At 56.1% G+C, this 26,097-nt stretch carries 26 protein-coding genes; 16 read left to right on the plus strand and 10 right to left on the minus strand.

Going from position 1 to position 26,097, the window contains the following annotated elements:
• Positions 1 to 71 precede the first annotated feature (71 nt).
• Both hutI and hutG read left to right on the plus strand, forming a co-directional pair.
• Positions 72 to 1,289: an imidazolonepropionase gene (gene hutI, locus AFL22_RS04040; protein ID WP_052270850.1), complete on the plus strand. Its 1,218-nt coding sequence runs from the start codon at positions 72 to 74 to the stop codon at positions 1,287 to 1,289.
• Entirely contained in the window at positions 1,286 to 2,077 is a 792-nt protein-coding gene (hutG, locus tag AFL22_RS04045) for an N-formylglutamate deformylase (protein ID WP_010254308.1), read from the plus strand. Before hutI ends, hutG begins: the two co-directional genes overlap by 4 nt.
• Here hutG and AFL22_RS24630 read toward each other — a convergent pair.
• Positions 2,064 to 2,198: a hypothetical protein gene (locus tag AFL22_RS24630; protein WP_264353201.1), complete on the minus strand. Its 135-nt coding sequence runs from the start codon at positions 2,196 to 2,198 to the stop codon at positions 2,064 to 2,066. The genes hutG and AFL22_RS24630 overlap by 14 nt on opposite strands.
• A 194-nt stretch (positions 2,199 to 2,392) precedes the next feature.
• On the opposite strand from AFL22_RS24630, the gene AFL22_RS04050 reads away from it, so the two are divergent.
• The 5 genes from AFL22_RS04050 to hutH are packed head-to-tail and all read left to right on the plus strand — an operon-like array spanning position 2,393 to position 7,024.
• On the plus strand, positions 2,393 to 3,241 hold the full coding sequence (locus AFL22_RS04050) for a transporter substrate-binding domain-containing protein (protein ID WP_052270851.1): 849 nt from the start codon (positions 2,393 to 2,395) through the stop codon (positions 3,239 to 3,241).
• Positions 3,242 to 3,253: 12 nt separating this feature from the next.
• Positions 3,254 to 3,973, plus strand: coding sequence for an ABC transporter permease subunit (locus tag AFL22_RS04055; RefSeq protein ID WP_010254310.1), 720 nt, complete (start codon positions 3,254 to 3,256; stop codon positions 3,971 to 3,973).
• An 8-nt stretch (positions 3,974 to 3,981) separates the two neighbouring features.
• Positions 3,982 to 4,713 carry an ABC transporter permease subunit gene (locus AFL22_RS04060; protein ID WP_010254311.1) on the plus strand — a complete coding sequence of 244 codons (732 nt, stop codon included), beginning with the start codon at positions 3,982 to 3,984 and terminating at the stop codon, positions 4,711 to 4,713.
• A gap of 2 nt (positions 4,714 to 4,715) precedes the next feature.
• The gene (locus AFL22_RS04065; protein WP_022625980.1) at positions 4,716 to 5,510 is read left to right on the plus strand and encodes an ATP-binding cassette domain-containing protein; all 795 of its coding nucleotides are present in this window, start codon (positions 4,716 to 4,718) and stop codon (positions 5,508 to 5,510) included.
• Positions 5,507 to 7,024, plus strand: coding sequence for a histidine ammonia-lyase (gene hutH / locus AFL22_RS04070; RefSeq protein WP_052270852.1), 1,518 nt, complete (start codon positions 5,507 to 5,509; stop codon positions 7,022 to 7,024). The genes AFL22_RS04065 and hutH overlap by 4 nt, the downstream gene beginning before the upstream one ends.
• A 3-nt stretch (positions 7,025 to 7,027) precedes the next feature.
• Here hutH and AFL22_RS04075 read toward each other — a convergent pair whose 3' ends face one another.
• Positions 7,028 to 7,660, minus strand: a complete 633-nt coding sequence (locus AFL22_RS04075) for a flavin reductase family protein (protein ID WP_022625978.1) — start codon at positions 7,658 to 7,660, stop codon at positions 7,028 to 7,030.
• Positions 7,661 to 7,801: 141 nt separating this feature from the next.
• Between AFL22_RS04075 and rlmF the strand changes: the two genes are divergently transcribed.
• Positions 7,802 to 8,734: a 23S rRNA (adenine(1618)-N(6))-methyltransferase RlmF gene (gene rlmF, locus AFL22_RS04080; RefSeq protein WP_010254323.1), complete on the plus strand. Its 933-nt coding sequence runs from the start codon at positions 7,802 to 7,804 to the stop codon at positions 8,732 to 8,734.
• Positions 8,735 to 9,053: 319 nt separating this feature from the next.
• Here the strand turns inward: rlmF and glnQ are convergent, their stop codons facing one another.
• The 5 genes from glnQ to rhtA all read right to left on the minus strand — a co-directional run bounded on the left by glnQ (position 9,054) and on the right by rhtA (position 13,321).
• Positions 9,054 to 9,776, minus strand: coding sequence for a glutamine ABC transporter ATP-binding protein GlnQ (gene glnQ / locus AFL22_RS04085; RefSeq protein ID WP_010254327.1), 723 nt, complete (start codon positions 9,774 to 9,776; stop codon positions 9,054 to 9,056).
• The gene (glnP, locus tag AFL22_RS04090) at positions 9,773 to 10,432 is read right to left on the minus strand and encodes a glutamine ABC transporter permease GlnP (protein ID WP_022625976.1); all 660 of its coding nucleotides are present in this window, start codon (positions 10,430 to 10,432) and stop codon (positions 9,773 to 9,775) included. Before glnP ends, glnQ begins: the two co-directional genes overlap by 4 nt.
• Before the next feature lie 78 nt (positions 10,433 to 10,510).
• Positions 10,511 to 11,257, minus strand: a complete 747-nt coding sequence (glnH, locus tag AFL22_RS04095) for a glutamine ABC transporter substrate-binding protein GlnH (RefSeq protein ID WP_010254333.1) — start codon at positions 11,255 to 11,257, stop codon at positions 10,511 to 10,513.
• A 319-nt stretch (positions 11,258 to 11,576) separates the two neighbouring features.
• Complete coding sequence (dps, locus tag AFL22_RS04100; RefSeq protein ID WP_010254336.1) at positions 11,577 to 12,080, minus strand: DNA starvation/stationary phase protection protein Dps; 504 nt, start codon at positions 12,078 to 12,080, stop codon at positions 11,577 to 11,579.
• Between the two features lie 326 nt (positions 12,081 to 12,406).
• The gene (rhtA, locus tag AFL22_RS04105) at positions 12,407 to 13,321 is read right to left on the minus strand and encodes a threonine/homoserine exporter RhtA (RefSeq protein WP_010254339.1); all 915 of its coding nucleotides are present in this window, start codon (positions 13,319 to 13,321) and stop codon (positions 12,407 to 12,409) included.
• 368 nt (positions 13,322 to 13,689) lie between these two features.
• On the opposite strand from rhtA, the gene ompX reads away from it, so the two are divergent.
• Positions 13,690 to 14,202, plus strand: coding sequence for an outer membrane protein OmpX (ompX, locus tag AFL22_RS04110; RefSeq protein ID WP_010254344.1), 513 nt, complete (start codon positions 13,690 to 13,692; stop codon positions 14,200 to 14,202).
• A 240-nt stretch (positions 14,203 to 14,442) separates the two neighbouring features.
• Here the strand turns inward: ompX and AFL22_RS04115 are convergent, their stop codons facing one another.
• On the minus strand, positions 14,443 to 14,634 hold the full coding sequence (locus tag AFL22_RS04115) for a hypothetical protein (RefSeq protein WP_029518943.1): 192 nt from the start codon (positions 14,632 to 14,634) through the stop codon (positions 14,443 to 14,445).
• 253 nt (positions 14,635 to 14,887) lie between these two features.
• On the opposite strand from AFL22_RS04115, the gene mntR reads away from it, so the two are divergent.
• The 7 genes from mntR (at position 14,888) to AFL22_RS04150 (ending at position 23,906) form a co-directional block, all read left to right on the plus strand.
• Positions 14,888 to 15,346 (plus strand): manganese-binding transcriptional regulator MntR, encoded by a 459-nt coding sequence (gene mntR / locus AFL22_RS04120; RefSeq protein WP_010254350.1) that lies wholly within the window; start codon positions 14,888 to 14,890, stop codon positions 15,344 to 15,346.
• Between the two features lie 20 nt (positions 15,347 to 15,366).
• Positions 15,367 to 16,476, plus strand: a complete 1,110-nt coding sequence (locus AFL22_RS04125; RefSeq protein ID WP_022625975.1) for an SLC13 family permease — start codon at positions 15,367 to 15,369, stop codon at positions 16,474 to 16,476.
• Positions 16,477 to 16,626: 150 nt separating this feature from the next.
• Entirely contained in the window at positions 16,627 to 17,772 is a 1,146-nt protein-coding gene (locus AFL22_RS04130) for an HlyD family secretion protein (protein WP_010254357.1), read from the plus strand.
• Entirely contained in the window at positions 17,769 to 19,337 is a 1,569-nt protein-coding gene (locus AFL22_RS04135; protein WP_010254360.1) for a DHA2 family efflux MFS transporter permease subunit, read from the plus strand. The genes AFL22_RS04130 and AFL22_RS04135 overlap by 4 nt, the downstream gene beginning before the upstream one ends.
• Before the next feature lies 1 nt (position 19,338).
• Positions 19,339 to 20,868: an efflux transporter outer membrane subunit gene (locus AFL22_RS04140; RefSeq protein ID WP_052270853.1), complete on the plus strand. Its 1,530-nt coding sequence runs from the start codon at positions 19,339 to 19,341 to the stop codon at positions 20,866 to 20,868.
• An 865-nt stretch (positions 20,869 to 21,733) separates the two neighbouring features.
• Positions 21,734 to 22,135 (plus strand): H-NS family nucleoid-associated regulatory protein, encoded by a 402-nt coding sequence (locus AFL22_RS04145; RefSeq protein ID WP_003850507.1) that lies wholly within the window; start codon positions 21,734 to 21,736, stop codon positions 22,133 to 22,135.
• A gap of 178 nt (positions 22,136 to 22,313) precedes the next feature.
• Positions 22,314 to 23,906: an ABC-F family ATPase gene (locus tag AFL22_RS04150; protein WP_010254366.1), complete on the plus strand. Its 1,593-nt coding sequence runs from the start codon at positions 22,314 to 22,316 to the stop codon at positions 23,904 to 23,906.
• Positions 23,907 to 23,996: 90 nt separating this feature from the next.
• Here AFL22_RS04150 and moeB read toward each other — a convergent pair whose 3' ends face one another.
• Together moeB and moeA are read right to left on the minus strand one after the other, a co-directional pair.
• Positions 23,997 to 24,755 carry a molybdopterin-synthase adenylyltransferase MoeB gene (moeB, locus tag AFL22_RS04155; protein ID WP_052270854.1) on the minus strand — a complete coding sequence of 253 codons (759 nt, stop codon included), beginning with the start codon at positions 24,753 to 24,755 and terminating at the stop codon, positions 23,997 to 23,999.
• Positions 24,756 to 25,991 (minus strand): molybdopterin molybdotransferase MoeA, encoded by a 1,236-nt coding sequence (moeA, locus tag AFL22_RS04160; protein WP_010254369.1) that lies wholly within the window; start codon positions 25,989 to 25,991, stop codon positions 24,756 to 24,758.
• Positions 25,992 to 26,097 lie beyond the last annotated feature (106 nt).

Raw genomic sequence — 26,097 nt, forward strand, 5'->3', positions numbered from 1 at the left:
CATCGGATGTGGTTGTATATACATATACATACTTTGAGGCACAGTGTAAACGGCGGAGGCATGAGGCAGCGATGGCAGAAGAGATGCGCGTAGAGACGGTGTGGACCGGGGCTGACCTGGTCACCATGCGTGACGGAAAGTACCATCTTATCCCGCAGGGGGCGCTGGTGGTGCGGGCGGGCAGGCTGGTGTGGGTCGGGCCGCAGGCGGAGATGCCCGCGTTCGTCGCCGATCAGCATCATCATCTGCCGGGCGGCATCGTGACCCCGGGGCTGGTGGATTGTCATACTCACCTGGTGTTTGGCGGCGACCGCAGCCAGGAGTTTGAACAGCGCCTGAATGGCGTCAGCTATGCAGAGATTGCCGCGCAGGGCGGTGGCATCCTCTCAACCGTGCGCGCTACCCGCGCCGCCACTGAAGAGGAACTGGTGGCATCGGCTCGCTGGCGGCTTAACCGCCTGCTGGCCGAGGGCGTCACCACCGTGGAGATCAAGTCCGGCTATGGCCTGGATGAAGAGAGCGAACTGCGGATGCTGCGGGCGATTCGCCGGCTGGGAGAGAGCGTAGCCGCTGACGTCTGTGCCACCTGTCTGGCGGCACATGCTTTTCCGCCGGAGTTTAAGCACGACCCGGATGGCTGGGTTGATATCATCTGCGAACGGCTGCTGCCGCAGGTGCAGGCACTGGGACTGGCGGATGCGGTGGATGCGTTCTGCGAGCATCTCGCCTTTTCACCGCAGCAGGTGGCGCGGGTGTTTGACCGTGCAGTGGCGCTTGGCATGCCGGTGAAACTGCATGCGGAGCAGCTCTCGGCGTCAGGTGGCGCAGCACTGGCGGCGCGCTATGGGGCGCTCTCTGCCGACCACCTTGAATATGCCACCGAGGAGGATGCCAGAGCGATGGCACAACATGGCACCGTGGCGGTGCTGCTGCCTGGTGCATTTTATCTGCTGCGGGAGACGCAGCGTCCGCCGGTGGATCTCTTCCGGCGCTATGGCGTGCCGATGGCGCTGGCCAGCGATGCCAATCCCGGCACCTCGCCTGCGCTGTCGCTGCGTCTGATGCTTAATATGGGCTGTACCCTGTTTGGCATGACGCCGGAAGAGGCGCTGGCGGGCGTCACGCTGTGGGGGGCAAAAGCGCTGGGGCTGGCTGACAGTCACGGCTCGCTGGAGGCGGGAAAAGTGGCGAACTTCGTTCACTGGCCGCTGGCCCGTCCGGCAGAACTGGTTTACTGGCTGGGTGGTGAACTGCCCTGTACCGTTATCTATCGTGGAGAACCGCAATGAACCCTTTCCATTTTACCCAGGGCAGTCTGCCGCTGCTGGTCAGCATTCCCCACGCCGGTACCGAGCTGACGCCCGACGTGGAAGCCGGACTGAGTGAGGCCGCGCGCGGCTTACCCGACACCGACTGGCATATTCCCCTGCTGTATGATTTTGTGCGTGATCTCGGGGCCAGCGTGTTAATCGGCCGCTACTCCCGCTTTGTGGTCGATCTCAATCGCCCGCCCGATAACCAGCCGCTCTACACCAGCGCCACCACCGGCCTGTTCCCGGAAACCCTGTTCGACGGTACACCGACCTTTGCACCAGGCAAAACACCCGACGACACGGCGCGTCAGGGCTACATCGATCAGATCTGGCAGCCCTATCATCAGCAGATTCAACAGGAGCTGGCGCGGCTCAAAGCGCAGCATGGCTATGCGCTGCTGTTTGACGCCCACTCTATCGCCAGTGAAATTCCCCGCCTGTTTGACGGACGTCTGCCCGATATCAACATCGGCACCAACGACGGCGCAAGCTGCACGCCTGCAATGAGTGCGGCGCTGGAGGCCGTGTGCGCGGCGCAGAACGACTACAGCTGGGTGATTAACGGGCGCTTTAAAGGCGGTTACATCACCCGTGCCTACGGTCAGCCGCAGCAGCAAATTGAGGCGGTCCAGCTGGAGCTGGCGCAGCTCAACTACATGGATGAAACCCCACCTTACGCCTGGCAGCAGGCGCGTGCCGCCCGGTTGCAGAACGTGCTGAAGGCACTGATCCACGCCATGCTGGCGCAGGCTAAATCGCAATAAAACTCACCAGAGCGATGCGCCACTCCGGTGCATCGCTGCCCTGATTAAGTGCAGCGGCGGGCAGGTCGCCTGCCAGCTCACAGACTCCCGCCGCTTTTTTCCACCTCTGCAGAGCTGGCATAACCTTTGCTTGGTTGTATGTACAAGTGCAGCAGCACCGCCATCTGCGTAATAAATTCTGTCTGGCTCACAAAACGATAAAGCCGGCAATGAACTGCGCTGCGTTAACTTGTATATACATGACATATCATCCTGTGAAATTTATGTTAAATCTCGTCAGGGCGATCACCAGGCCGCTACTTTCAGGAGAACCGTATGACGTACCCTCTGACTCTTCGTCGTTTATGTCTCACTACGCTGGTTTCCAGCCTGCTGCTCTGTGGCGTCAGCGCCCAGGCCAAAGAGTGGAAGTCGATCACCATTGCCACCGAAGGCAGTTATGAACCCTGGAACCTCACCCTGCCAGGCGGCAAGCTGGGCGGTTTTGAACCGGAGCTGATGGCCGATCTCTGCCAGCGTATGGCAATACAGTGCAAGCTGGTGGTGCAGAACTGGGATGGAATGATCGCCGGTCTGAATGCCGGAAAATATGACGTGATCATGGATGCAATTGTGATCACCCCCGAGCGCAAGAAAGTGATCAATTTCACCGTGCCCTACGCCTCAACGCCCGCCACCTTCATCACGGTGAAAGGGTCGTTGCTGCCTGCCGACAATAAGATCATCAAACTCACCGACGATGAGAAAACCGTGGAGCCTGCCATCGCACCCCTGAAAGCGGCGCTGAAGGGCAAAACCATCGGTATCGCCTCCGGCACCGTCTACACGCCGTTTATCGACAAGTACTTCAAAGAGGTGGCGGATGTGCGGGAATACACCAGCTCAGCCGATGCGATCCTTGATTTGCAGGCGGGGCGTATTGACGCGGTGTTTGACGATGTGACCTTTGCGCAGTCGATGCTGGCGCGACCGGATAACCGTAACCTCAGCTTTAGCGGTCCGCAGCTGGGCGGCCCAATCTGGGGTGAGGGCGAGGCGATGGGCGTGCGCATGGCAGACAACGATCTGAAAGCCCGGCTGGATCAGGCGATCAAAGCCGCGCTGGCCGATGGCACAGTGAAAAAGCTGAGCGAGAAGTGGTTCAAAACTGACGTCACACCCTGAGTGAGGTAACTGATGATAAGCCTGCTGAGTTTTGGCCCGGAGGGCTGGGGACGGTTGATTCTGAGTGCCACGCTGACGACGTTGCTGCTCTCATTTGCCGCGCTGCTGGTCGGTGCGGTAGTGGGATCGGGCGTTGCCGCTGCAAAGTTATCCCCGCACCGCGCGGTGCGCTGGGCAGGGGAAGGCTACTCGGTGATCTTTCGTGGCATCCCTGAGCTGCTGGTGATCTACCTGTTCTACTTCGGCGGATCGGGATTGATCACGCAGATCGGACAACTGTTTGGCGCGGACGGGTTTATCGAAGCGCCGCCGTTTCTGATCGGGGCGCTGGCCATCGGGCTTATCTCCGGCTCTTACCAGGCGGAAGTCTATCGTGCCGCACGGCTGGCCCTGGCGAAAGGGGAGATCGAAGCCGCTGTCGCTATTGGTATGCCGCGCTGGCGCATCCGGCAACGCATCCTGCTGCCGCAGGTGGCGCGCTATGCGCTGCCCGGCCTGTCAAACGTCTGGCAGATGAGTCTGAAAGACTCGGCGCTGGTGTCAGTGACCGGCATTGTCGAGCTGATGCGGGCCAGCCAGATTGCGGCCGGCTCCACCCGTGATTACTTCTCCTTTTACCTGGTGGGCGGTGCCTGTTATCTGCTGCTGACGCTGCTGTCGAACCGCGCCTTTCTGCGGGCTGAATCCCGTCTTGGTCGCGCCTGGCAAAGCCGCACCGCTGCACAGCATTAAGGAGACTTATGATCGATTTCGCGTTCCTCACTGACACCTTCCTGAAACTCAGCGCCGCGTTGCCGGTTACGCTGGGCCTGTTTATCAGCGCCTTTCTGTGCGGTGGCGTGCTGGCGGTGGGTATTCTGGCGCTTCGCATGAGCCGCTGGCGTCTGCTGAGTGCTTTTGCCCGTGGCTACATTCTGGTGTTTCGCGGCTCGCCGCTGATGATCCAGCTGTTCCTGATCTACTACGGTCTGGGGCAGTTTGGTGTGATCCGGCACAGTCTCTTCTGGCCGTTTCTGCGTGAGCCCTTTACCTGTGCGGTGCTGGCGCTGTCGCTCTGCACCGCCGCCTACACCGCGGAGATCCTGCGCGGTGCGCTGCTGGCTGTGCCGCCCGGTCAGGTGGAGGCGGGGATGGCGTGCGGCATGTCGCGCGGGCTGCTGCTGCGGCGCATTATCGCGCCGGTGATGCTGCGTTATGCGCTGCCCGCTTACTCCACCGAGGCGATTCTGCTGGTGAAGTCGACCGCGCTGGCCAGTCTGGTCACGGTCTGGGATGTCACCGGGGTGGCGCAGCAGATTATCCAGCGTACTTACCGCACCATGGAGGTGTTTCTCTGTGCGGCGGCAATCTACCTGATCCTCAACTTCATCATTGTGCAACTGTATGCCCTGCTGGAGCGGCGTCTGACGCCGGTTCATAAACCGGAAAAAAAGCCGTTACCGGCCGCTAAGCCGATTCCTGGAGGAAAATAAACATGTCTGAACTGCCACCCGTCACGCTGTCGGCCAGCGATATCCATAAATCCTTTGGCGCCATGGAGGTGCTGAAAGGCATCTCGCTGCAGGCGCACCAGGGCGATGTTATCTCAATACTCGGTGCCAGCGGCTCGGGCAAAAGTACGCTGCTGCGCTGCATTAATCTGCTTGAGACGCCTGACGCGGGCGTGGTCAGCGTGGGCGGTGAAACCATTGAGATGAAGCGCCATGCCCGGGGACACCAGCTGGCGGCTAACCCGCGTCAGATTGAGCGGCTGCGCTCCCGGCTCGGTATGGTGTTTCAGAGCTTTAACCTCTGGTCGCACCTGACGGTGCTGCAGAATGTCATTGAAGGGCCGCACTACGTCCTCAAGCGCGATAAAAAAGCCTGTATTGCCCAGGCGGAACAGCTGCTGGATCGGGTCGGTCTGCTGAATCGCAAAGATTTCTATCCCGCCCAGCTTTCAGGCGGTCAGCAGCAGCGGGTGGCGATCGCCCGGGCGCTGGCAATGGACCCGGAGGTGATGCTGTTTGATGAGCCAACTTCGGCACTCGATCCGGAACTGGTAGGCGAGGTGCTGAAGGTCATGCGCAGCCTGGCGGAAGAGGGCCGCACTATGCTGGTGGTGACCCATGAGATGGGTTTTGCCCGCAACGTCTCTAACCGGGTGGTGTTTATGCATCAGGGCACTATTGATTGTCAGGGCACGCCAGAGGCGATGTTCGGCGAGGCGGGATCGGCGCGCTTTAAGCAGTTTATCTCCAGTCATCATCAGGTGGAGCCGGTGGTATGAGCGACGTAATACGTCAGACGCTGGTCTGGGGCGATGGCCCGCTGAAATGGCAGGCGCTGGTGCAGGTCGCCCGGCACGGCGCCACCCTGATGCTGAGCGACAGTGCCTGGCAGCGCATTGCGCAGAGCCGTGAAATCGTCGGTAATATCGTGGCGGCGGGGCAGGTGGCTTACGGCATCAATACCGGGCTGGGGGCGTTGTGCAACCTCACCCTGTCTGAAGATGAGCTGAGCCAGCTGTCGCGCAATACCCTGCTGAGTCATGCCTGTGGCGTCGGGCCGGTGCTGGCAAAACCCGAGGTCCGCGCCATTCTGTGCGCTGCGATTGCGAACTACAGCCACGGAAAATCAGGTGTTTCAGTGGCGCTGGTGCAACATCTCCTGGCGCTGCTAAACCTGCAGATTACGCCACAGGTACCGTCGCAGGGATCGGTGGGATATCTGACCCACATGGCGCATATCGGCCTGGCGCTGATTGGCATCGGCGAAGTGGAGTGGCAGGGTGAAATCATGCCCGCGCAGCAGGCGCTGGCCCAGGCGGGATTAGCCCCTTACCGGCCTGGTGCCAAAGAGGGGCTGAGCCTGGTCAACGGCACGCCCTGTATGACCGGCTTAGCCTGTCTGGCGCTGGACGATGCCGAACGGCTGCTGGACTGGGCAGACGTTACCGGTGCGATGAGCTTTGAGGCGCTGCGCGGTCAGATGGTGGCGTTTGACCCTGAGGTGCTGGCGCTGAAGGCCAGCCCGGGGATTCAGCGCAGTGGCGAACGCCTGCGCCAGTTGCTGAGTGACAGCCCGCTGCTGAAAGCCAGCGTTGGCATCCGGACTCAGGATGCACTCAGTCTGCGCTCGATGCCGCAGGTGCACGGCGCCTGTCGCGATCAGTTTAGTCACGCTGTCCGTCAGGTGGAGACCGAACTCAACGCCTGTACCGACAATCCGCTGGTGCTGGGGACGCCGCAGGCCTGGCGCGTGGTGTCACAGTCCAATCCGCATGGCGAGTCGGTGGCAATGGCCTGCGACCTGCTGGCGATTGCGATGGCGGAGCTGGGCAGCATCGCCGAGCGACGGCTTGATCGGCTGGTGAATCCGCTGGTCAGCGGCCTGCCGCCGTTTCTGGTGGCCGAGCCGGGCGTCAATTCCGGCATGATGATTGCGCAGTACGTGGCGGCATCACTCTGCGCGGAGAACCGTCAGCTGGCGCAGCCTGCGGTGCTTGATAACTATGTCACTTCAGGATTACAGGAGGATCATCTGAGCCTCGGCACCGGCTCGGCGCTGAAGCTGCTGAAACTGGTCAGCAATGTTGATCACATTATCGCGATTGAGTATCTGCTGGCGGCGCAGGCGCTGGAGTTTCACGGTGAATCACAGCTGGCAGCAGGCACGCGGCGCGCCTGGCAGCATTTGCGGGAGGTTGTTGAGCGCTGGCAGCAGGATCGCTGGCTTGCACCCGACATCGCCCGCGCGGTGGCTCAGATTAAAGCGCACCGGGCCGATGCGCTTGTGGGGTAAGGATTATCTGCGGCGTGCGTCCGGACGGACTAAATCAAAACGTTGCGCTTCGCTGATGCCGTAATAGGCGCTGGGGCCGCCCGCGCGCAGAATCGGCTCGGCTTTAGCGGTCTGATAAATGCCCTCTTCCAGCAGCGATTCATCGATGTGAATCGCCACCGCTTCCCCCAGCACCAGCCAGCTGTCGATCAGATTGCCGCTGGCATCCTGCAGCTGAATCAGTTGCGTCAGGCGGCACTCGAAGTTGACCGGGCTCTCTGCCACCAGACTGGCGCTGACCTGTGAAGCCGCCAGCGGCGTTAAACCGGCAAAGGCGAACTCATCCTGATCGGCAGGCAGCGAGGCGGAACTTTCGTTCATCGCTTCCGCCAGCGGACGCGTCGCCAGGTTCCAGACAAACTCTTTGGTCTCAGCAATATTTCTCACGCTGTCTTTCCAGCCACTACTGGCGAAACCGATAATCGGTGGATGATAGTTGAAACAGTTAAAGAAGCTGTAAGGTGCCAGATTGTGCTGGCCGCTGCTGCTCACTGAGCTAATCCAGCCGATCGGGCGCGGCCCGATAATGGCGTTCAGCGGATCGTGCGGCAGACCGTGACCAGCACGGGGTTGATAGGAATAGCGTTTCCGGGTCATAACTTCTCCAGCAGGGAATTTTATTTATCTTAGCCCGACAGCATCGCCCGACGGAATCGGAAAGAGGTAAGCGGATGGTGCGGGTTTATTTTCCGCCGCCTACAGCGTATTGTACGCGCGCCTGAATAATTGAGAGAACGTATGAAAAAGTCAGCCAGCACGTCGCCCTTCCACGCCCGCAATCGCCATCAGGGCGAATACGATTTTGCCGCGTTAACCGCTGCCCATCCGCCGCTGAAAGCCAAAGTCCGGCCCAATGGGTATGGCGTGCAGTCCGTGGATTTCGCGGACCCGGAGGCGGTGATGCTGCTGAACCAGGCGCTGATCAAACTATTTTACGACATCGACTGGCAGCTGGCTCCCGGCTCACTCTGCCCGCCCGTGCCGGGACGCGCCGATTATCTGCACTACCTTGCCGATCTGCTGGCGCTGGATAACAACGGCGTGATCCCGACGGCGGACGTTCTGGATGTCGGCTGCGGTGCAAACTGCATCTATCCGCTGATTGGCGCGGCAGAATATGGCTGGCGCTTTACCGGCACCGAAGTCGATGAAGCCGCCATCAAAGCCGCTAACCGTATTGTTGCAGCCAATCCGCGCCTGACGCGCCAGATCCGTCTGCGTCGTCAGAAAAACAGCGATGCAGTGCTGGCTGGTGTAGTCAGTAAAACTGAATTTTTCAGTGCAGTAATGTGTAATCCGCCGTTCCACGCGTCGGCGGAAGAAGCGGTATCGGGATCGCAGCGTAAGGTCCGCAATCTCGGACTGGATAAGAGTGCGCCGCTCAACTTTGGCGGCCAGCACAATGAGCTGTGGTATCCCGGGGGCGAAAAGGGCTTTATCGGCAAGATGATCGCCGAGAGCGTGGCGTTTAGTCGTCAGATCGGCTGGTTTACCTCGCTGGTGTCGCGCAAAGAGAACTTACCGGCGCTGGAAAAACAGCTGCAGGCGCTCGACGTGGCGGAGATGCGGGTGGTTAATATGGCGCAGGGTCAGAAGCAGAGCCGTTTCCTGGCGTGGAGTTTTATGCCTGCCGCCCAGCGCACTAAACTGCTGAGTCGCCTGGGGAACTGAGGTGTTTTTCCCTGTCAGTAAACAGGGCTAATCTGACCGCAACGAATAAGCTCAACGCGCAGGGAGCGCGGTCAGAAGAGGAAAGCGTCCCGCGCCAGGGACAAAAACGCCGGTAGCGTTTTTGAACAACGCAACGCGTTGGCCCGGCTACGGGCGCACCTCAGGGATGAGGTGCGTAATCGCGCGGGCCGAGCATGTCAGGGATGACGGCTTTTGCGTCTTTCCGATCTGACCGTGTTCCCGGCGCAGGTACGGTCTTACAGCGGACCGGGCGAACGTTGTCAACAACCTTAAAGGGCCGCTTAGCGGCCCATTTTGATCAGGAGACGTGCTGCAGGAATTCGCGCAGACGCTCGCTCGGTGGGTTGCTGATCAGGCTGTCGGGATCGCCATCTTCCGCAATCCGGCCTTTATCGATAAAGATCAGCCGTGAGGCCACCTTCTGTGCGAAGCCTACTTCGTGCGTCACAATCACCATCGTCATGCCTTCTTCCGCCAGATCCTGCATCACCTTCAGCACTTCGTGACGCAGTTCCGGGTCGAGCGCTGAGGTTGGCTCATCAAACAGCATCATTTTCGGCTTAACTGCCAGTGCACGGGCAATCGCCACGCGCTGCTGCTGACCGCCGGAAAGCTCAGACGGGAAATGGTGCGCGCGTTCGGCGAGGCCCACTTTGCCCAGCAGCTCACGCGCCAGCTGGCGTGCCGCCTCTTTGCTGGCACCGCGCACCCGGATGGGACCAAAGGCGACGTTATCCAGCGCACTCATCTGTGGGAACAGATGAAACTGCTGAAACACCATGCCCGCTTCCTGACGAATCAGGCGGTCATCGACTTTCGGATCATTGACGCGCAGGCCATCGACAATCAGTTCGCCACTGGTGATCTCTTCCAGCTTGTTAATGCAGCGCAGCAGGGTTGATTTACCGGAACCGGATGGGCCGATAATCACCACCACTTCGCCCTGGTTAATCTTCAGGTCAATATTGTGCAGCACCTGGGTCTGGCCAAAATGCTTGGAGACATCTTTAAATTCAATCACAGGATTTTCACCCTTTTCTCAATGCGGCGCAGCACAAAGCTCAACACCAGCGTAATAACCAGATAGATAATCGCGACGGCGCTCCAGATTTCCAGCGCGCGGAAGTTACCGGCAATAATCTCCTGACCCTGACGGGTCAGTTCAGCCACACCAATAACGATAAACAGCGAAGTATCTTTGATGCTGACAATCCACTGGTTGCCCAGCGGTGGCAGCATGCGGCGCAGCGCCAGCGGCATAATCACGTAGCGCAGCGTCTCGCGGCTCGACAGGCCAAGCGCCAGTCCGGCTTCGCGGAAGCCCTTGTTGATCGACAGCACGGCACCACGGGTAATCTCGGCAATGTAAGCGCCGGAGTTAATCATGATGGTCACCACCGCCGCGCTGAAGGGATCAATGCGCAGGTCGGGGAACGCCATCGGCAAAGCAAAATAGATAAACATCACCTGCACCACGATAGGGGTGCCGCGAATAATTTCGATAAACACCAGTGCGATGTTATTGGTGATCCAGCCACCGTAAGCGCGGGCAAAGCCCGCTACCAGGCCGATGAAGAGGCCGCCAACCAGTCCAATAATTGAGATAATTAAGGTCAGTTTAGCGCCTTCAAGCAGCGCTGGCATGGCGGGCCAGATGACGCTCCAGTCAAACTCCATGGTGTCACTCCAGATATGTTGCGATGGAAAAAAGCAGGGAAAAAGTTTCCCTGCTGAAATCAGATAACGGGCAAATTATTATTTAGGTTCAGTGCCAAACCATTTTTTATAGAGCGTGTTGTAGGTGCCGTTCTCTTTCAGGGTTTTCAGTGCGCCGTTTACTTTTTCACGTAAATCGTCGCTGCCTTTCGGGAAGGCGATACCATACTGCTGCGCTTCAATTGAATCGCCTACCGCTTTAAAGCGGCCTTTACCGGCGGTATGGATGAAGTAAAGGATGTTTGGCGTGTCATGCAGCACGGCGTCCGCACGGTTAGTGCCCAGCTCCATATAGGCGCTATCGATATTCGGGAACTGACGCAGATCTTTGGATTTGATGTTGGCTTTCGCGTATTCCACGGAGCCGGTGCCGCTTTTCACTGCGACCACTTTACCGTTCAGATCGCTGATGCCTTTGATGTCGTTTTCATTGTTACGCACCATCACCTGCAGACCGCTTTTGTAATAGCCGTCAGAGAACTCAATCGCTTTTTTACGTTCCTCGGTAATGGTGATACCCGCCAGTGCCAGATCGACATTGCGCGTTTGCAGTGCAGGGATAATGCCGCTGAAGTCCATTGGCTTCAGGGTGTAATCGAGCTTCAGCTCTTTCGCAATGGCATCCCACAGATCCACATCGAAGCCGACATATTTATCACCCTGTTTAAATTCAAACGGAACAAAGGCGGTATCCGTGGCGACGACCAGCTTCTTGTCTGCTGCAGTGGAAGAGAGAGAGAAGGCCAGCGCCAGCGCGGCCACAGAAACTTTTAACAGTGACTTCATCATTTTTCCTTTTTTTACTACCAGGCGGCAGGGCCTGCGTTTGCGGCTTGTCATATGAAAGAATTATGCCAACTTTGCAAAATCCGCGAAATCAGAGAGTTAAATAACATAGCTGACACGATTTTGCAGTTAATTCTGCCGTTGCACCAGTTTGGTGCTTAGTTTTGGTGCAGGTGGCTGTTTTGGTGCAAGCGGTAGTGTGCCTCAGATGTTAAGGCTGTGAAGCGAAGGAGAGAAGAACTGTTAACAGGGTCATAAAAATGCGGTAACACAGACGTAAAAAAGGCGGGTTTCCCCGCCTGACAGACTGCATTGAGTCTTATTCGATGTTCGCTTCGATAAACCACAGGAATTTATCAAGGTCACGTGATGCCGCAGTGAAGATATCAGCGGTATCTTCGTCTTTTACTTCAGTGATCGCTTTACGGGTGTCATTCGCGACAACGCTGTAACGGTCTGCCAGCGCTTTCAGATGATCCTGAACGCTATGGATATTCAGCGGATAGCTCTTCAGCGGAGTCGTATCGTTAACGACCTGCGTGGTGCCCAGCGCCACGCCACCCAGCTGAACCACACGCTCGGCAATAGTATCCTGATGATCGGTAATCGCGGTGCGGAAGCCGTCCAGCATCTCATGCACACCGATAAAATTAGCACCGCGCATGTTCCAGTGCGCCTGCTTAGTGATCAATGACAGGTCAATAAACTCGACTACCAGACGGTTTAACACCGCGATGGTGGCTTTTTTATCGTCTTCGGCCACATCATTGCGGGTATAAATCAGGTCAGAAGATTTAGTTTTAACCAATTTAGCGGTACTCATCGTTTCAGTCCTCTCTTTGATGGTTGTCCTAATCAAGTACCGGATAAGTATAGCAGCGCTTTTCAGCTTTGCAGAAACGACTTTGTCGATGGATGAAATAGCGTGCGTCTTTACTCAAAGCAGAGCTGGGCTAAGAAGGTTAATGCCATGTTAAAATATAAAACAAAATAAATAGCTATTTAAATCATGTTGTTACTCTATTATGTAAATAACTGGTAAGTGTCTGTTTCAAAATAGACAGCGCAGGAAGGAGCGACGATTAGGAATAATTCTCATGATGAGCATGATTATTATTTAGCCCCGCCAGCAGGCGGGGCGGATAGCGTTTATTTTTGGATATCGTCTGATAATTCAACGCTGTTTAACTGACTCTTTTTCGGCCGCATGGTCAGCGTTGAACCTGCCGAGGCGATGATGATCGCCAGCAGCGCCAGCCACTGAAGCCCGGTCAGGGTTTCCCCCAGAAACAGCATGCCGGAAAAGGCAGCCATGGCGGGTTCCAGACTCATCAGCGTGCCGAAGATGCGCGCCGGTAAGCGGGTGAGGGCGATCATCTCCAGCGAATAGGGAATGGCGCTGGAGAGCAGGGCAACCAGCAACGCGATCGGCATAACGGCCCATGTCCAGATGCCACTTTCTGCGAACGTCAGCCCCAGCGGTACAAAAATCACTGAGGCAATCAGCGACCCGATAGCTACTGTCGCCGGGCCATGTTCTGCGCCTGCCCGCTGTCCCGCCAGGATATAGATCGCCCAGCAGGCGCCTGCGCTCACTGCCAGCGCAGCGCCCAGCGGATCAATCGCAGTCATGCCTGTGCCAAAAGGCAGCAGGAACCATAGACCAATCACGGCCAGCAGCACCCAGACAAAATCCAGTGGCCGTCGCGATCCGAATAGCGCCAGCGCCAGTGGGCCGGTAAATTCCAGTCCCACCGCCACACCCAGCGGCACGGTACGAATCGCCAGATAGAACGTGAAATTCATTGTGCCCAGCGCCAGTCCATACATCAGGAGTGGCAGACGTTGTTCCCGGCTAAAGCGTAAACGCCAGGGTTTGAAGATAATACAGAGTATCAGGGTGCCAAAGCCCAGACGCAGCGCGGTGATGCCGGTAGCGCCAACGGCAGGAAACAGGCTTTTCGCCAGCGAAGCACCGCCCTGAAGCGACAGCATCGCAATCAGCAGCACGGCAATCGGCATCACTATCGGGGCAAGGTTTTTAGAAGCGGGTGAGGCAGACATCCTGTGTACTTTTCCTGGTCATCAACGTAATGAGTCAGCCAGTGTAAAGGAAATAGCAGGCAAAAAATCACGGAATGGGGTTTTAAATTTCTCTCAACTGAGCGATTTTTGGCCAGAATCAGGGCCATTTAGGTAAAGAAATGTCAGGTTTTTTTAGGATTTAACTTAAAGAACGAAATGAGCACAAAATGATTATTGCAGAAAGATGACGGATTTTATAAGAAAAATGAATGACATAGGTTGTCGCATTAACTTCCTGTTACACCAAACATTCTGTTAGACAACAAAATCCGGGCAGAGTTTCTCGCTATTTTTTGTTATATTTTCAGCGTTGTCAGGAGAGAAGTATTTTCACATTTGAGGTGGTTATGAAAAAAATTGCATGTCTTTCAGCATTAGCCTGTGTACTGGCAGTATCTGCAGGTTCAGCAATGGCACAGAGCACCGTAACTGGTGGCTATGCTCAGAGCGACTATCAGGGCGTAGCTAACAAAGCTAACGGCTTCAACCTGAAATACCGCTACGAAGACGGTTCTAACCCACTGGGTTGGATCGGTTCATTCACCTACACAGAAAAAGATAACACCGATTCTGGCATTTATAACAAAGGCCAGTACTACGGTGTGACCGGTGGTCCTGCTTTCCGTCTGAACGACTGGGCAAGCATCTACGGTGTTGTGGGTATCGGCTACGGTAAATTCCAGCAGAACGATACTTCATCACGCGATAAAACTGATTCAAGCGACGTAGGTTTCTCTTACGGCGCAGGTCTGCAGTTTAACCCAGTTCAGGACTTCGCAGTTGACGTTGGTTACGAGCAGAGCCGTATCCGTAACGTTGACGTTGGCACCTGGATTGCTGGCGTAGGTTACAGCTTCTAAGTTTAGCTTAGCTGACCTGCAAAAAAGCGGCCCCTTGTGGGCCGTTTTTTATTGTGCTGATTTACTCACCCTTCTCTCGTATCTGCACGTTTCCCGACTTTTCCGGATCGCTGTAGCCGATCAGCAGCCATGCTGGTTGAAGCCGCAGGTCATATTGATTCGATGGGGAAACAGGAAAAAAAGAGAGCAGAAAGGGAGAGTGCGCCTCTCAGCCAGCGGCTGAAAGGCATAGAATCAGGATTAGCCGCGCCAGATCAGATTCTGACAGCGACGATCGTCAGACTTATGGCCCAGCAGTTTTTCCAGCAACATCAGACGCAGTGTGAACGGTGAACGCGTCAGCAGGCACAGCCAGGATTTCATCTCCGTGGTTGTTTTCTTCTCAGCCTGGAAGCATTTACTGCAATCTAAGCAACATTTCAGGGTGCTCATAGAATCACCTCCCAATCATTGTCGACGCGGTAGTCAGCAGCCTGCGGTGAGAGGCGTCATCATCACCGGAGCAACAGAGGATCACCAGGGATCGCTCTTTTGCTGCTTACATTATCGTCAAATATAGCACTGGCTATATCCTTTAGCCAAGGCTAATGACGAAAAATTTGAGCTTCTTTGCGGCTGGTTTACAATGAGCGCAGCTAAATCCGTACAGCAGTGACAGTACGGGAAAAAATAATGAGGAAGCTGAATGAGTCGTCGTGCTAAAAGCGTGGTTTCTGCGCCAAAAGGACCACTGAAAGATATTGAAGAGCATGTCGAAGGTTTTCGGCAGGTGCGTGAAGCGCATCGTCGGGAATTAATTGATGACTACGTTGAGTTAATCTCTGATTTGATTGGTGAATTTGGCGAAGCGCGTCAGGTTGATATGGCGGCCCGCCTGGGCGTTTCACAACCGACCGTAGCGAAAATGCTGAAGCGGCTTGGCAGTGCCGGGCTGGTTGAACAGGTGCCTTACCGCGGTGTCTTTCTGACTGGTGAAGGAGAGAAACTGGCAGAGGAGAGTCGCGCCCGTCATCACATTGTTGAAAGTTTTCTGCTGGCGTTAGGCATCAGTCCCGAAACTGCCCGACGTGATTCAGAAGGTATTGAGCATCACGTCAGTGATGAAACGCTGGCCGTATTTAAGAAATTCTCCGAAACCCGCTAACGCTAAGGCGTACCTTCATCATGCCTCAACTGCTTCGATCTTTTTTGCATGACTCTGTTTTGCATTTATTAATCGTGATTGGTGTAGTTCTGGCATTTCTGGCGGATTTTCGCTGGGCCGATCTGCCCGGTGCCGTAGACTGGCATACCATTATTACGCTCACCGGGTTGTTGATCCTGACCAAAGGGCTGGAAACCAGTGGCTACTTTGACGTGCTGGGGGGACGACTGATTGCGCGTTTCCGGCACGAACGTGCGCTGGCGCTGTTTATGGTGCTGGCTGCCGCGTTGCTCTCTACGTTTCTGACCAATGATGTAGCGCTGTTTATTCTGGTGCCGCTGACGCTGACGCTGCGAAAGTTCTCTCACTTACCCATCTCGCGACTGATCATCTTCGAAGCGCTGGCGGTCAACGCCGGATCCCTGCTGACGCCGGTCGGCAACCCGCAAAACATTCTGCTGTGGAGCCACGGCAAATTAAGCGTTGTCGCGTTTATTGTGCAGATGCTGCCGCTGGCCGCCTGGCTGCTGCTTAGCCTGATGGTATTAACCTGGTTCAGCTTCTCAAAGCGGTCGATTGATAAGCATGACAACCCGGAACAGCCGCAGTGGCAGAAGCCGCTGTTTATTGTCAGCGTGGTGCTATACCTGCTGTTTATCGCCGGCCTGGAGCTGGAAATCACCGGTTGGGTCCTGCTGCTGATTCTTGCCACGTTCCTGGTGATGGCGCGTCCGGTGCTGCTGCGCATCGACTGGAGCCTGCTGGCGGTGTTTATCGCCATGTTTATTGACGTCTTCCTGATGACGCGTCTGCCGGTGATGCAGGCTCACTTTGATGCGGTTTCTCATTTCGGTCAGGGGCAGCTCTACCTGCTGGCGATTGGTCTGTCACAGGTGATCAGCAACGTTCCGGCGACGATTCTGCTGCTGCAAAAAGTCCCGCCTGGCGATGTGCTGGCCTGGGCGGTCAATATTGGCGGATTCGGCCTGCTGCCGGGTTCGCTCGCTAACCTTATTGCCCTGCGTATGGCGAAAGATCGGGCCGTCTGGTGGCATTTCCATCTCTTTTCTCTCCCTCTGCTTGCCTGGTCGATGGCCAGCGGCTGGCTGCTGTTGCGGCTGCTCAATTAGGCCCGACGCATCCTGCTACCCGCCACAGGTGGCAGGATGTGCGCCATTTCTCAAGTTTCGTAAAGTTGCGCTGGATTTTGTCAGTTTCCGATATAAGGTTAACAGGACCTTTATGCCCGGGAATTAGGGCCTTAGCCAGTGATGGGAACTATGAGCGAGAATAACCAACGCGATCCACACCAGCAGGACGCAGAAAATGCGACGGATAAAAACCGTCAGTCAGAGGAAAATCAGGACAACGACCAGCAGCCTGAGCGTAAACGCCCCGGTAAAAAGCCGCTGATTATTCTGGCGGTAGTGGTGGTGATTATGCTGATTGTCGGCTTCTGGTTCTGGTTCACTACCCGCAATATTGAAACCACCGACGACGCCTTTACCGAAGGCGATGCCGTTACCATTGCGCCTAAAGCCTCCGGCTATGTCGTGAAGCTGCTGGTGAAAGATAACCAGCGGGTGAAGAAGGGCGATCTGCTGGTGGAGATCGATCCCAGCGACAATCGTGCCCAGCGTGAGCAGGCTAATGCGCAGCTCGGTTTAGCTGTCGCACAGCTGCATCAGGCGCAGGCTCAACTGGCGCTGTCAAAGGTACAGTATCCGGCACAGCGCGATCAGGCGCTGGCGGATCAGGCGAAAGCCGAAGCGAATCTGCTTAATGCGCAGGCGGATTATCGTCGCCAGCGCGGCGTCGATCCGCGTGCGACCAGTCAGCGTAATATCGACAGCGCGTCCGCGCAGTTACGTTCAGCGCAGGCGCAGTTACAAAGCGCGAAAGCACAGGTTGAAGTGGCGTCACAGGTTGCTCTGCAGATTCGCCAGCAGGAGACCAATGTTGAAGCGCGTCAGCAACAGGTTGAGCAGGCGAAGGCGCAGTTAAGCACGGCCGATCTTAATCTCTCCTATACCCAGGTTCGCGCGCCCTATGACGGGTTTGTCACCAAGCGTAACGTTCAGCTGGGCACACTGGTGCAGGCGGGATCGTCGCTGTTTTCGCTGGTCTCGCCTGAGATCTGGGTCACCGCTAACTTCAAAGAGTCTCAGCTGCAACACATGAATCCTGGCGACAAAGTTGAAATCAGCGTCGATGCCTGGCCGGATATGAAGCTGGAAGGGCATGTCGACAGTATCCAGATGGGCTCTGGTTCACGCTTCTCGACTTTCCCGTCAGAAAACGCCACCGGTAACTATGTGAAAATCGTTCAGCGCGTGCCGGTGAAAATCGTCATCGACAAAGGCCTTGATCCGAACCATCCTCTGCCGCTGGGTCTCTCTGTTGAACCGAAGGTAACGGTGGAATGAGTACGGCGCAGAGCTGGAAACCCGCCAGTAATCCGTGGTTAGTGGCGATCACGGTCACGCTGGCGGTGTTTATGGAGATCCTCGACACCACCATTGTTAACGTGGCGCTGCCGCATATCGCCGGTTCGCTCTCCTCCAGTTACGATGAGTCAACCTGGGTGCTGACCTCTTATCTGGTGGCGAACGGCATTGTGCTGCCTATCTCTGCGTTCTTCAGCCGACTGTTTGGCCGTAAACAGTTTTTCCTGATCTGCATCGTGATGTTTACCATCTGCTCCTTCCTGTGCGGCATCGCTACCGAACTGTGGCAAATCATTCTGTTCCGCGTGCTGCAGGGCTTTTTTGGTGGCGGATTGCAGCCGGTTCAGCAGTCTGTGCTGCTGGACTACTTCAAGGCGGAAGATCGCGGCAAGGCGTTTGGGCTCTCCTCCATTGCCATTATTGTCGCGCCGGTGATTGGCCCGACATTAGGTGGCTGGATTACCGACAACTACAGCTGGCGCTGGGTGTTCTTTATCAACATTCCGGTCGGCGTGCTTACCGTGCTGGCGATCTATCAGCTGCTGGAAGATCCACCGTGGGAGCGTAAATGGGCCAAAGGTAAGCTGAAGATCGACTATATCGGCATCAGCCTGATTACCTTAGGACTGGGTTGTCTGCAGGTGATGCTGGATCGCGGAGAGGATGAGGACTGGTTTGCCTCGCACTTTATCGTGCTGTTCGCCATTCTGGCCTTGATTGGCATCGTCGGTGCCATCTACTGGCTGATGTATGCCCGTAAGCCAGTGGTCGATATTCTGGTGATGAAAGACCGCAACTTCTGGGTCGCCGGGCTGTTGATGGCGGGGATGGCGATGATTCTGTATGGCAGCTCCGTAGTGCTGCCACAGCTGGCGCAGCAGGATCTGGGGTACACCGCCACCTGGTCAGGTCTGGTGCTGTCGCCTGGCGCGGTGCTGATTGTGCTGACCATACCGCTGGTGCTGAAACTGATGCCAATCGTTCAGACGCGCTACATCATTGCCTTTGGCTTTAGCTGTCTGGCCGTGGCGTTTCTCTACTCCGCTACCTTAACGCCCAACGTTGATTTCACCACTTTGGTGTTGATGCGTAGCGCACAGTCAATCGGGCTGGGTTTCCTGTTTGTCCCGCTGACGACTATCGCCTTTGTCACCATTCCGCAGCGGCTTAATGCTGACGCCTCGGCGCTGTTTACCATGTTCCGTAACGTTGCCGGATCGATTGGGATTTCACTCTCGACCGCTGCCATTACCGAGCGCGAACAGGTGCGGTCAGCGCACATGGTGCATAACATGACGCCGCTGAATGAGCCGTTCAACATTACGCTTCAGCACTGGGCGCAGGCGATACGCGACTTTACCTCGGCGGTGGGCGATCCCGTCACGCTGGCAACCGGTCAGCTCTATCAGGAGATGATTGCGCAGTCGCGTATCCTCGCTTACATCGATGTCTTCTCAGGCCTGAGTATTGTCGCCCTGATTTTGATTCCATTTTGTTGGCTGTTGTCGCCGATTAAGAGCGAAGGCAGTGCAGGAGCACACTAACATGAAGGTTTTTTACACTCATCGCCTGAAACCCCTGAGTTTACTGCTGGCCCTCGGGCTGGCGGGCTGCGCCGTCGGACCTGACTATCAGGCGCCGAAACCTGCCGTGCCGGGTGGCTACAACACCCTGGATTCGCAGGAGGCGTCAAAGCCACAAAATGCCGCGATTAATTCGCGCTGGTGGCGCAGCTTCAATGATCCGCAGCTCGACAGCCTGATTGAGCGGGCGATTGCGGGTAACCTGAGCCTGCAGCAGACGGTGCTGCGCATTGCCGGGGCACGTGAACAGCTGACGCAGGCGCAGGGCAGTCTGTTCCCCACCCTGGGCGGTTCAGCCAAAGTGACGCGTCAGCAGCTCGGGCTGGAAGGCTTGCTTAAATCCAATGGCGCAACCGATCAGCTCGACAGCAACGTGGCCAGCCAGCTCAATGGATTGACCCAGCCGGTTACCCTCTATCAGGGCAGCTTCGATGCCAGCTGGGAGCTGGACCTGTGGGGCAAAGTGCGCCGTCAGGTTGAGGCAGCCAATGCCCAGCAGCAGGCAGCGATAGAACAGCGCAACGATGCGCTGGTCTCACTGGAGGCCGAAGTGGCGCGTGCCTGGCTGCAGCTGCGTGGCGCGCAGAGCACGATTCAGACGCTGCAACAGCAGATTGAGGTGGCGCAGCAGACAACCGAGCTGACCCAAAGCCAGCAGCGTAATGGCCTGGCCCCGCTGACCGATGTGGAAAATGCGCGTGCCCAGCTCAGCACGCTGCAGGCGCAGCTGCCGCAGTATCAGTCGCAGGCACGGCAGGCGATGAATGGGTTAGCGGTGCTGCTCGGCAAGACACCGGGGGCGCTGGATGCTGAACTCAGTACGCCAAAAGCGTTACCCCCGCTGCCACAGTTTGTCCCGGTAGGCATTCCTTCTACGCTGGCACGTCGTCGTCCTGATATTCGTCAGGCTGAAGCGACGCTGCATGCACAAACCGCTGAGATTGGTGTTTCTGTCGCGCAGCTTTTCCCGAGCCTGTCACTGACCGGCCAGCTGGGCGTGCGCAACACCGATGTCAGCTATCTGGATAACTGGAGCAGCCATTTCTACAGTTATGGCCCGTCGTTATCGATTCCGATTTTCCAGGGCGGACAGCTGGTGTCGAGCGTGAAGTTAGCGCGGGCACAGCAGGCCAGTGCCGCGCTGGATTATCGCCAGACGGTGCTGACGGCGTTGCAGGATGTGGAGAATGCGCTGGTCAGCTATCGCGCCGATCAGCAGCGGGTCACCGCGCTGGATGAGACAACCGGTGCGCTTCAGCGCGCGTTTGATCTCGCCAGCGACAGTTATCGCCAGGGGCTCTCGACCTTCCTGGAGGTGCTGGATGCGCAGCGTCAGCTGGCTCAGGCAGAGGAGCAGGCGACACAGGCGCGGATGCAGAGTGCACTCGATTTAGTGGCGCTCTATAAAGCACTGGGCGGCGGCTGGGAGACTTACCAGAACGTGGATATGCCGCAATATCCGGTATTTGGCCCGGCCACGCAGGCGAATTAGTCATCCGGCGGTAGCTGCCTCTGCGCAGTTACCGCTTTATCTCTCCTCCGGCAGCGTTAAACCGATGCTGCCTGTCTCTCCATGCTGTTCATCATGATCTAACCCGTTGATAAAGAGAGCTTCTCAGCATCACTGGAACGGGCGCAGCCAGCAGAAAATAAAACAGTGATAATCGCAGGGTTATTATCAGCGCCTCCGGCGAGCGATTATTTTCATGTTGCTGGCACTTTCCGCATTCAGGTTTTTGAGCTCTGTCACCTTTCTCAGTTTATTTCTTTGACGTTTTTTTGAGGCAACTTACGACTGAACGAGTGGGGGCGCGTGAGGCTATTCAGTCAGCCTGAGCCGGGCGGAACTGTTATTGCGCAGCTAAGCGATCTGCGAATAATCCGACTCTGCTATAAATCGCAGCGGCAAAAATGGTTAACAGGTGGCAAAGTGCATAATTAAAAAAGCCACCAGAGCGTTAATTCTTTTGCGCTATTTAACGGTGCCGGGGGTGGCTTTTTAAGCATAATCTGTAAGCTGGTGTGACTGGGGTCACGGGCAGGCACATTTTTAATCTGTTATCTCCGGCCCGTAAGCGTAAATAATGAGGCTGCATGGCCCGCATTTAGTTGATAGCGTTAACTGCCTTCTGCCGGGATAATCTGCCTGAAATCGTTTTCAACTCCTGAGTAAAAGTGCCATTTGTTGTTAATTCAGCGTTAATAAAAGGTCAGGCACGCCCGATTTTAATAGCTCTGTTTCGGCCGAATTAATACTTAGGAATTATCTGTAGCGTAAAAATAATTTATTTTTTTATTTGAATTAGGTAGTCTTGGCGCTACAGTTTTATTAACCCCCCTTAATCAAGGACATTGTGATGAGTGACGCATTTAAGGTACTGAACAATATTCGCACATTACGTGCCCAGGCTCGTGAACTGCCACTGACCGATCTTGAAGAGATCCTGGAAAAATTAACGGTTGTTGTTACTGAGCGCCGTGAAGAAGCAGAAGCGGAAGAGACGCAGAATCGCGAAAAAGAAGAAAAGCTTTCTAAATATCGCGAAATGCTGCTGGCTGACGGTATCGATCCTAATGAATTATTAGGTGCACTGGAAAGCGGGAAAAAACGTACCAAGCGTGCGCCGCGTCCGGCTAAATATTCTTACACCGACGAAAATGGTGAGCAGAAATCCTGGACTGGCCAGGGCCGTACCCCGGCAGCGATTAAAAAAGCGCTGGATTCCGGTAAAAGCCTGGACAGTTTCCTGATCGATTGATCAACACAATCCTTGTAAGTGGGAGCCGGGGGGCCATCATGGCCTTCCGGCTTTTTTATTTCTGCCGGGATATCAATCACCCCGCAAGGAATCCACGGCTGACGCTGGCGTGCGCTGCGTCACATCTGGCATAATAGCCGCCGTTTTTTCATCCATTCTCTTCACAAAGGTCAATGCCGTGTTAGTTAGCAGCAATATCACCATGCAGTTTGGCAGCAAGCCACTGTTCGAAAATATCTCCGTTAAATTTGGCGGCGGTAATCGTTACGGTTTAATCGGTGCGAACGGCAGCGGAAAATCCACCTTCATGAAGATTTTGGGTGGCGATCTGGTGCCTTCAGGCGGCAATGTTTCTTACGATCCCAACGAGCGCATCGGTAAGTTGCGTCAGGATCAGTTCGCCTTTGAACAATTTAGCGTGCTGGACACCGTTATCATGGGTCACCATGAGTTATGGGAAGTGAAGCAGGAGCGCGACCGTATTTATTCTTTGCCAGAAATGAGCGAAGAAGAGGGGTATAAAGTCGGCGATCTTGAGGCACTTTACGGTGAGATGGACGGCTATAGCGCGGAGTCTCGTGCCGGTGAGTTATTACTCGGCGTCGGCATTCCGGTTGAGCAGCATTATGGCCCGATGAGCGAAATTGCGCCGGGCTTTAAATTACGTGTGCTGCTGGCGCAGGCGCTGTTTTCTAATCCCGATATTCTGTTACTCGATGAACCGACGAACAACCTGGACATCGATACTATTCGCTGGCTGGAGCAGGTGCTGAACGAGCGTGACAGCACCATGATTATCATTTCGCATGACCGTCACTTCCTTAATATGGTCTGTACGCACATGGCTGATTTGGATTATGGCGAGCTGCGGGTTTATTCCGGTAATTATGACGAATATATGACCGCGGCGACCCAGGCGCGTGAACGTCTGTTATCCGATAACGCCAAGAAAAAAGCGCAGATTGCTGACTTACAATCGTTCGTCAGTCGTTTTAGCGCCAACGCCTCTAAATCGCGTCAGGCGACATCACGCGCTAAGCAGATGGATAAAATTAAACTGGATGAAGTGAAAGCCTCCAGCCGCCAGAACCCGTTTATCCGCTTTGAGCAGGACAAGAAGTTGTTCCGTAATGCGCTGGAAGTGGAAGGTTTGACCAAAGGATTTGATAACGGTCCGCTGTTTAAGAATTTAAATCTGCTGCTGGAAGTGGGTGAGAAGCTGGCGGTGATCGGTGCCAACGGTATCGGTAAATCAACACTGTTAAAATCGCTGGTGGGTCAGCTGACGCCAGATAACGGCAGCGTTAAATGGTCAGAGAATGCACGTATTGGTTATTACGCTCAGGATCACGCCGATGATTTTGCCAATGACCTGACGGTATTTGACTGGATGAGTCAGTGGAAACAGCCTGGCGATGATGAGCAGACCATTCGCGGTATTCTGGGTCGCCTGCTGTTTTCGCAGGATGATATTAAGAAGCCGGCCAAAGTGCTTTCCGGTGGAGAGAAGGGTCGTATGCTGTTCGGTAAGCTGATGATGGAAAAACCGAACATTCTGATTATGGATGAGCCGACCAACCACCTTGATATGGAGTCGATTGAATCGCTCAATATGGCGCTGGAGATGTATGAAGGCACGCTGGTGTTTGTTTCACACGACCGTGAATTTGTCAGCTCGCTGGCAACCCGCGTGATAGAGCTGAAAGCAGATCGCGTGGTGGACTTCACCGGTAATTACGAAGATTACCTGCGGAGTCAGGGTATCGTCTGATTGAAACGGGGTGGCGCAGGCCACCCCGTTTTTTTTGGCGGTTTGTTGGTTCAGCACGGGCTTCAGGGAGCACACGCGTTCCTGCCGATGCTACTCGCTACCACCACACACTTCACAGTGCGCATCCTGCGCCACCTTCATGCTGCGGAACTCCGCGCTCATCGCATCGTACATCAGCAACCGGCTGGTGGCGGGCGTGCCAAATGCCGTCAGCACTTTAATCGCTTCCATCGCCTGCATCGCACCAATCACGCCAACCAGCGGAGCCATGACGCCCGCTTCCACGCAACTCAGGGTTTGTTCCCCAAACAGGCGGCTGATGCAACGATAGCAGGGTGTGCCGGGCTGCCAGTTGAATACGCTGATCTGACCTTCCATCCGAATCGCGGCGCCGGAGACCAGTGGCACCTGCTGCTGACGACAGAGCCGGTTAAGCTGCTCACGCACTGCAACGTTGTCAGTGCAGTCCAGCACCACCTGCTGCCGGGCGATCAGCGCCAGCAGCGCTGCATCGTCCAGCTGTCCATTAACCGGATGCAGCTGACAGTGCGGATTGATGGCGGCCAGGCTTTGTGCGGCGGAGTCCACTTTGGCGCGGCCAATGTCAGCATCGTGATGCAGGATCTGCCGTTGCAGGTTGGAGTGCGATACGGTATCGAAGTCGAGCAGCGTCAGGCTGCCGACACCGGCAGCCGCCAGGTAGGGCGCAGCGGCGCAGCCGAGTCCGCCCAGCCCGACGATCAGCGCATGACTTGCTTTCAGCCGCTCCTGACCGTCGAAATCAAAGCCGCGCAATACAATCTGCCGGTTGTAGCGCAGCATCTCCTCATCGCTTAATTCAGGCAGCATTTACGCCTCCAGCAGGGCGTTGAACGGTTCCACCTCGACCCATTCGCCCGGTTCAACATTGCCGCGATCCCGTTCCAGCACAATAAAACAGTTTGCCTGGGCGAAGGAGCTGAAGACGTGTGAACCCTGCATCCCCGTGGTTTCCACCTCCAGTTCGCCCTGTGCGTTCTGTCGCAGGATGCCGCGCTGGAAATCGAGCCGGCCTGGTGACTTTTTCAGCCGCGAGGCGCAGCGCACTTTCTGACGTGGCGGCAATGCTGATTTTTGCTGGCCGGTGAGGGTGGCAAGCAGCGGCTGAACGAGCTGATAAAAGGTCACGGCGGCGGAGACCGGATTACCTGGCAGGCCGCAGAACCAGCTGCTGTTGAGGCGGCCAAAGGCAAATGGCTTGCCAGGCTTGATCGCCAGCTTCCAGAAGCTGATGGCACCAAGCTCTTCCAGCATCGTTTTGGTGAAGTCCGCTTCGCCCACCGAGACGCCGCCGGTAGTAATCACGACATCCGCCTGCCGATCGGCCTCGGTGAAAGCAGCACGCAGTGCGGCCGGGTCATCTTTGATAATGCCAAGGTCGATGACTTCGCAACCCAGCTTATGCAGCATCAGTGATACCGCAAAGCGGTTGGTGTCGTAGATCTGGCCTTCGGCCAGCGGCTCGCCTACCGGCTGGAGTTCATCACCGGTGGAGAAGATAGCGACCCGCAGTTTTCGCAGCACGCTGACCTGCGCGATACCCAGTGAGGCGAGCAGTGGCAGCTCCGCGGCACCCAGACGCGTTCCCGCTTCCAGCACCACGGTGCCTGGCTGAATATCATCACCGATGAGACGAATGTTCTGTCCGGGACGGACCGGCGCGGTGATCATAATCGCATCACCCTGTGTTTCGGTCTGCTCCTGCATTACTACTGCTTCACAGCCTGCGGGCACCGGCGCACCGGTCATGATGCGAATCACGCTGCCCTGCGGCCACTCACCGCTAAACGGTGCGCCGGCAAAGGCTTTACCCGCCACCGGCAGCGGCTGACCGCTGCTGGCGTCTGCCAGTCTGACGGCGTAGCCATCCATCGCAGAGTTATCAAATGGCGGCACGGCAATCGGTGAGGTCACCGCTTTGGCGGTGATACGCCCGACCGCTTCGGCCAGCGGCACGCTAAGAGAGTCGGTGACGGGCGTCAGCTGTGACAGCATTTTTTGTTGTGCCTCCTCAAGGGAGATCAAGCCTGCAGTAAAACTTTCCATGGATATTCCAGCCTGGTTATCTCAGATGCTGCCTATTATGGTGGGAATTAGCCGCTGAGTCACATCGGTGTCGGCCTGACTTGCCTGTTGTTGTGGCCAAAGTGAA

The sequence above is a fragment of the Pantoea sp. CFSAN033090 genome, assembly GCF_001264395.1.
In the GTDB taxonomy this organism is placed as follows: Bacteria; Pseudomonadota; Gammaproteobacteria; order Enterobacterales; family Enterobacteriaceae; genus Pantoea; species Pantoea agglomerans.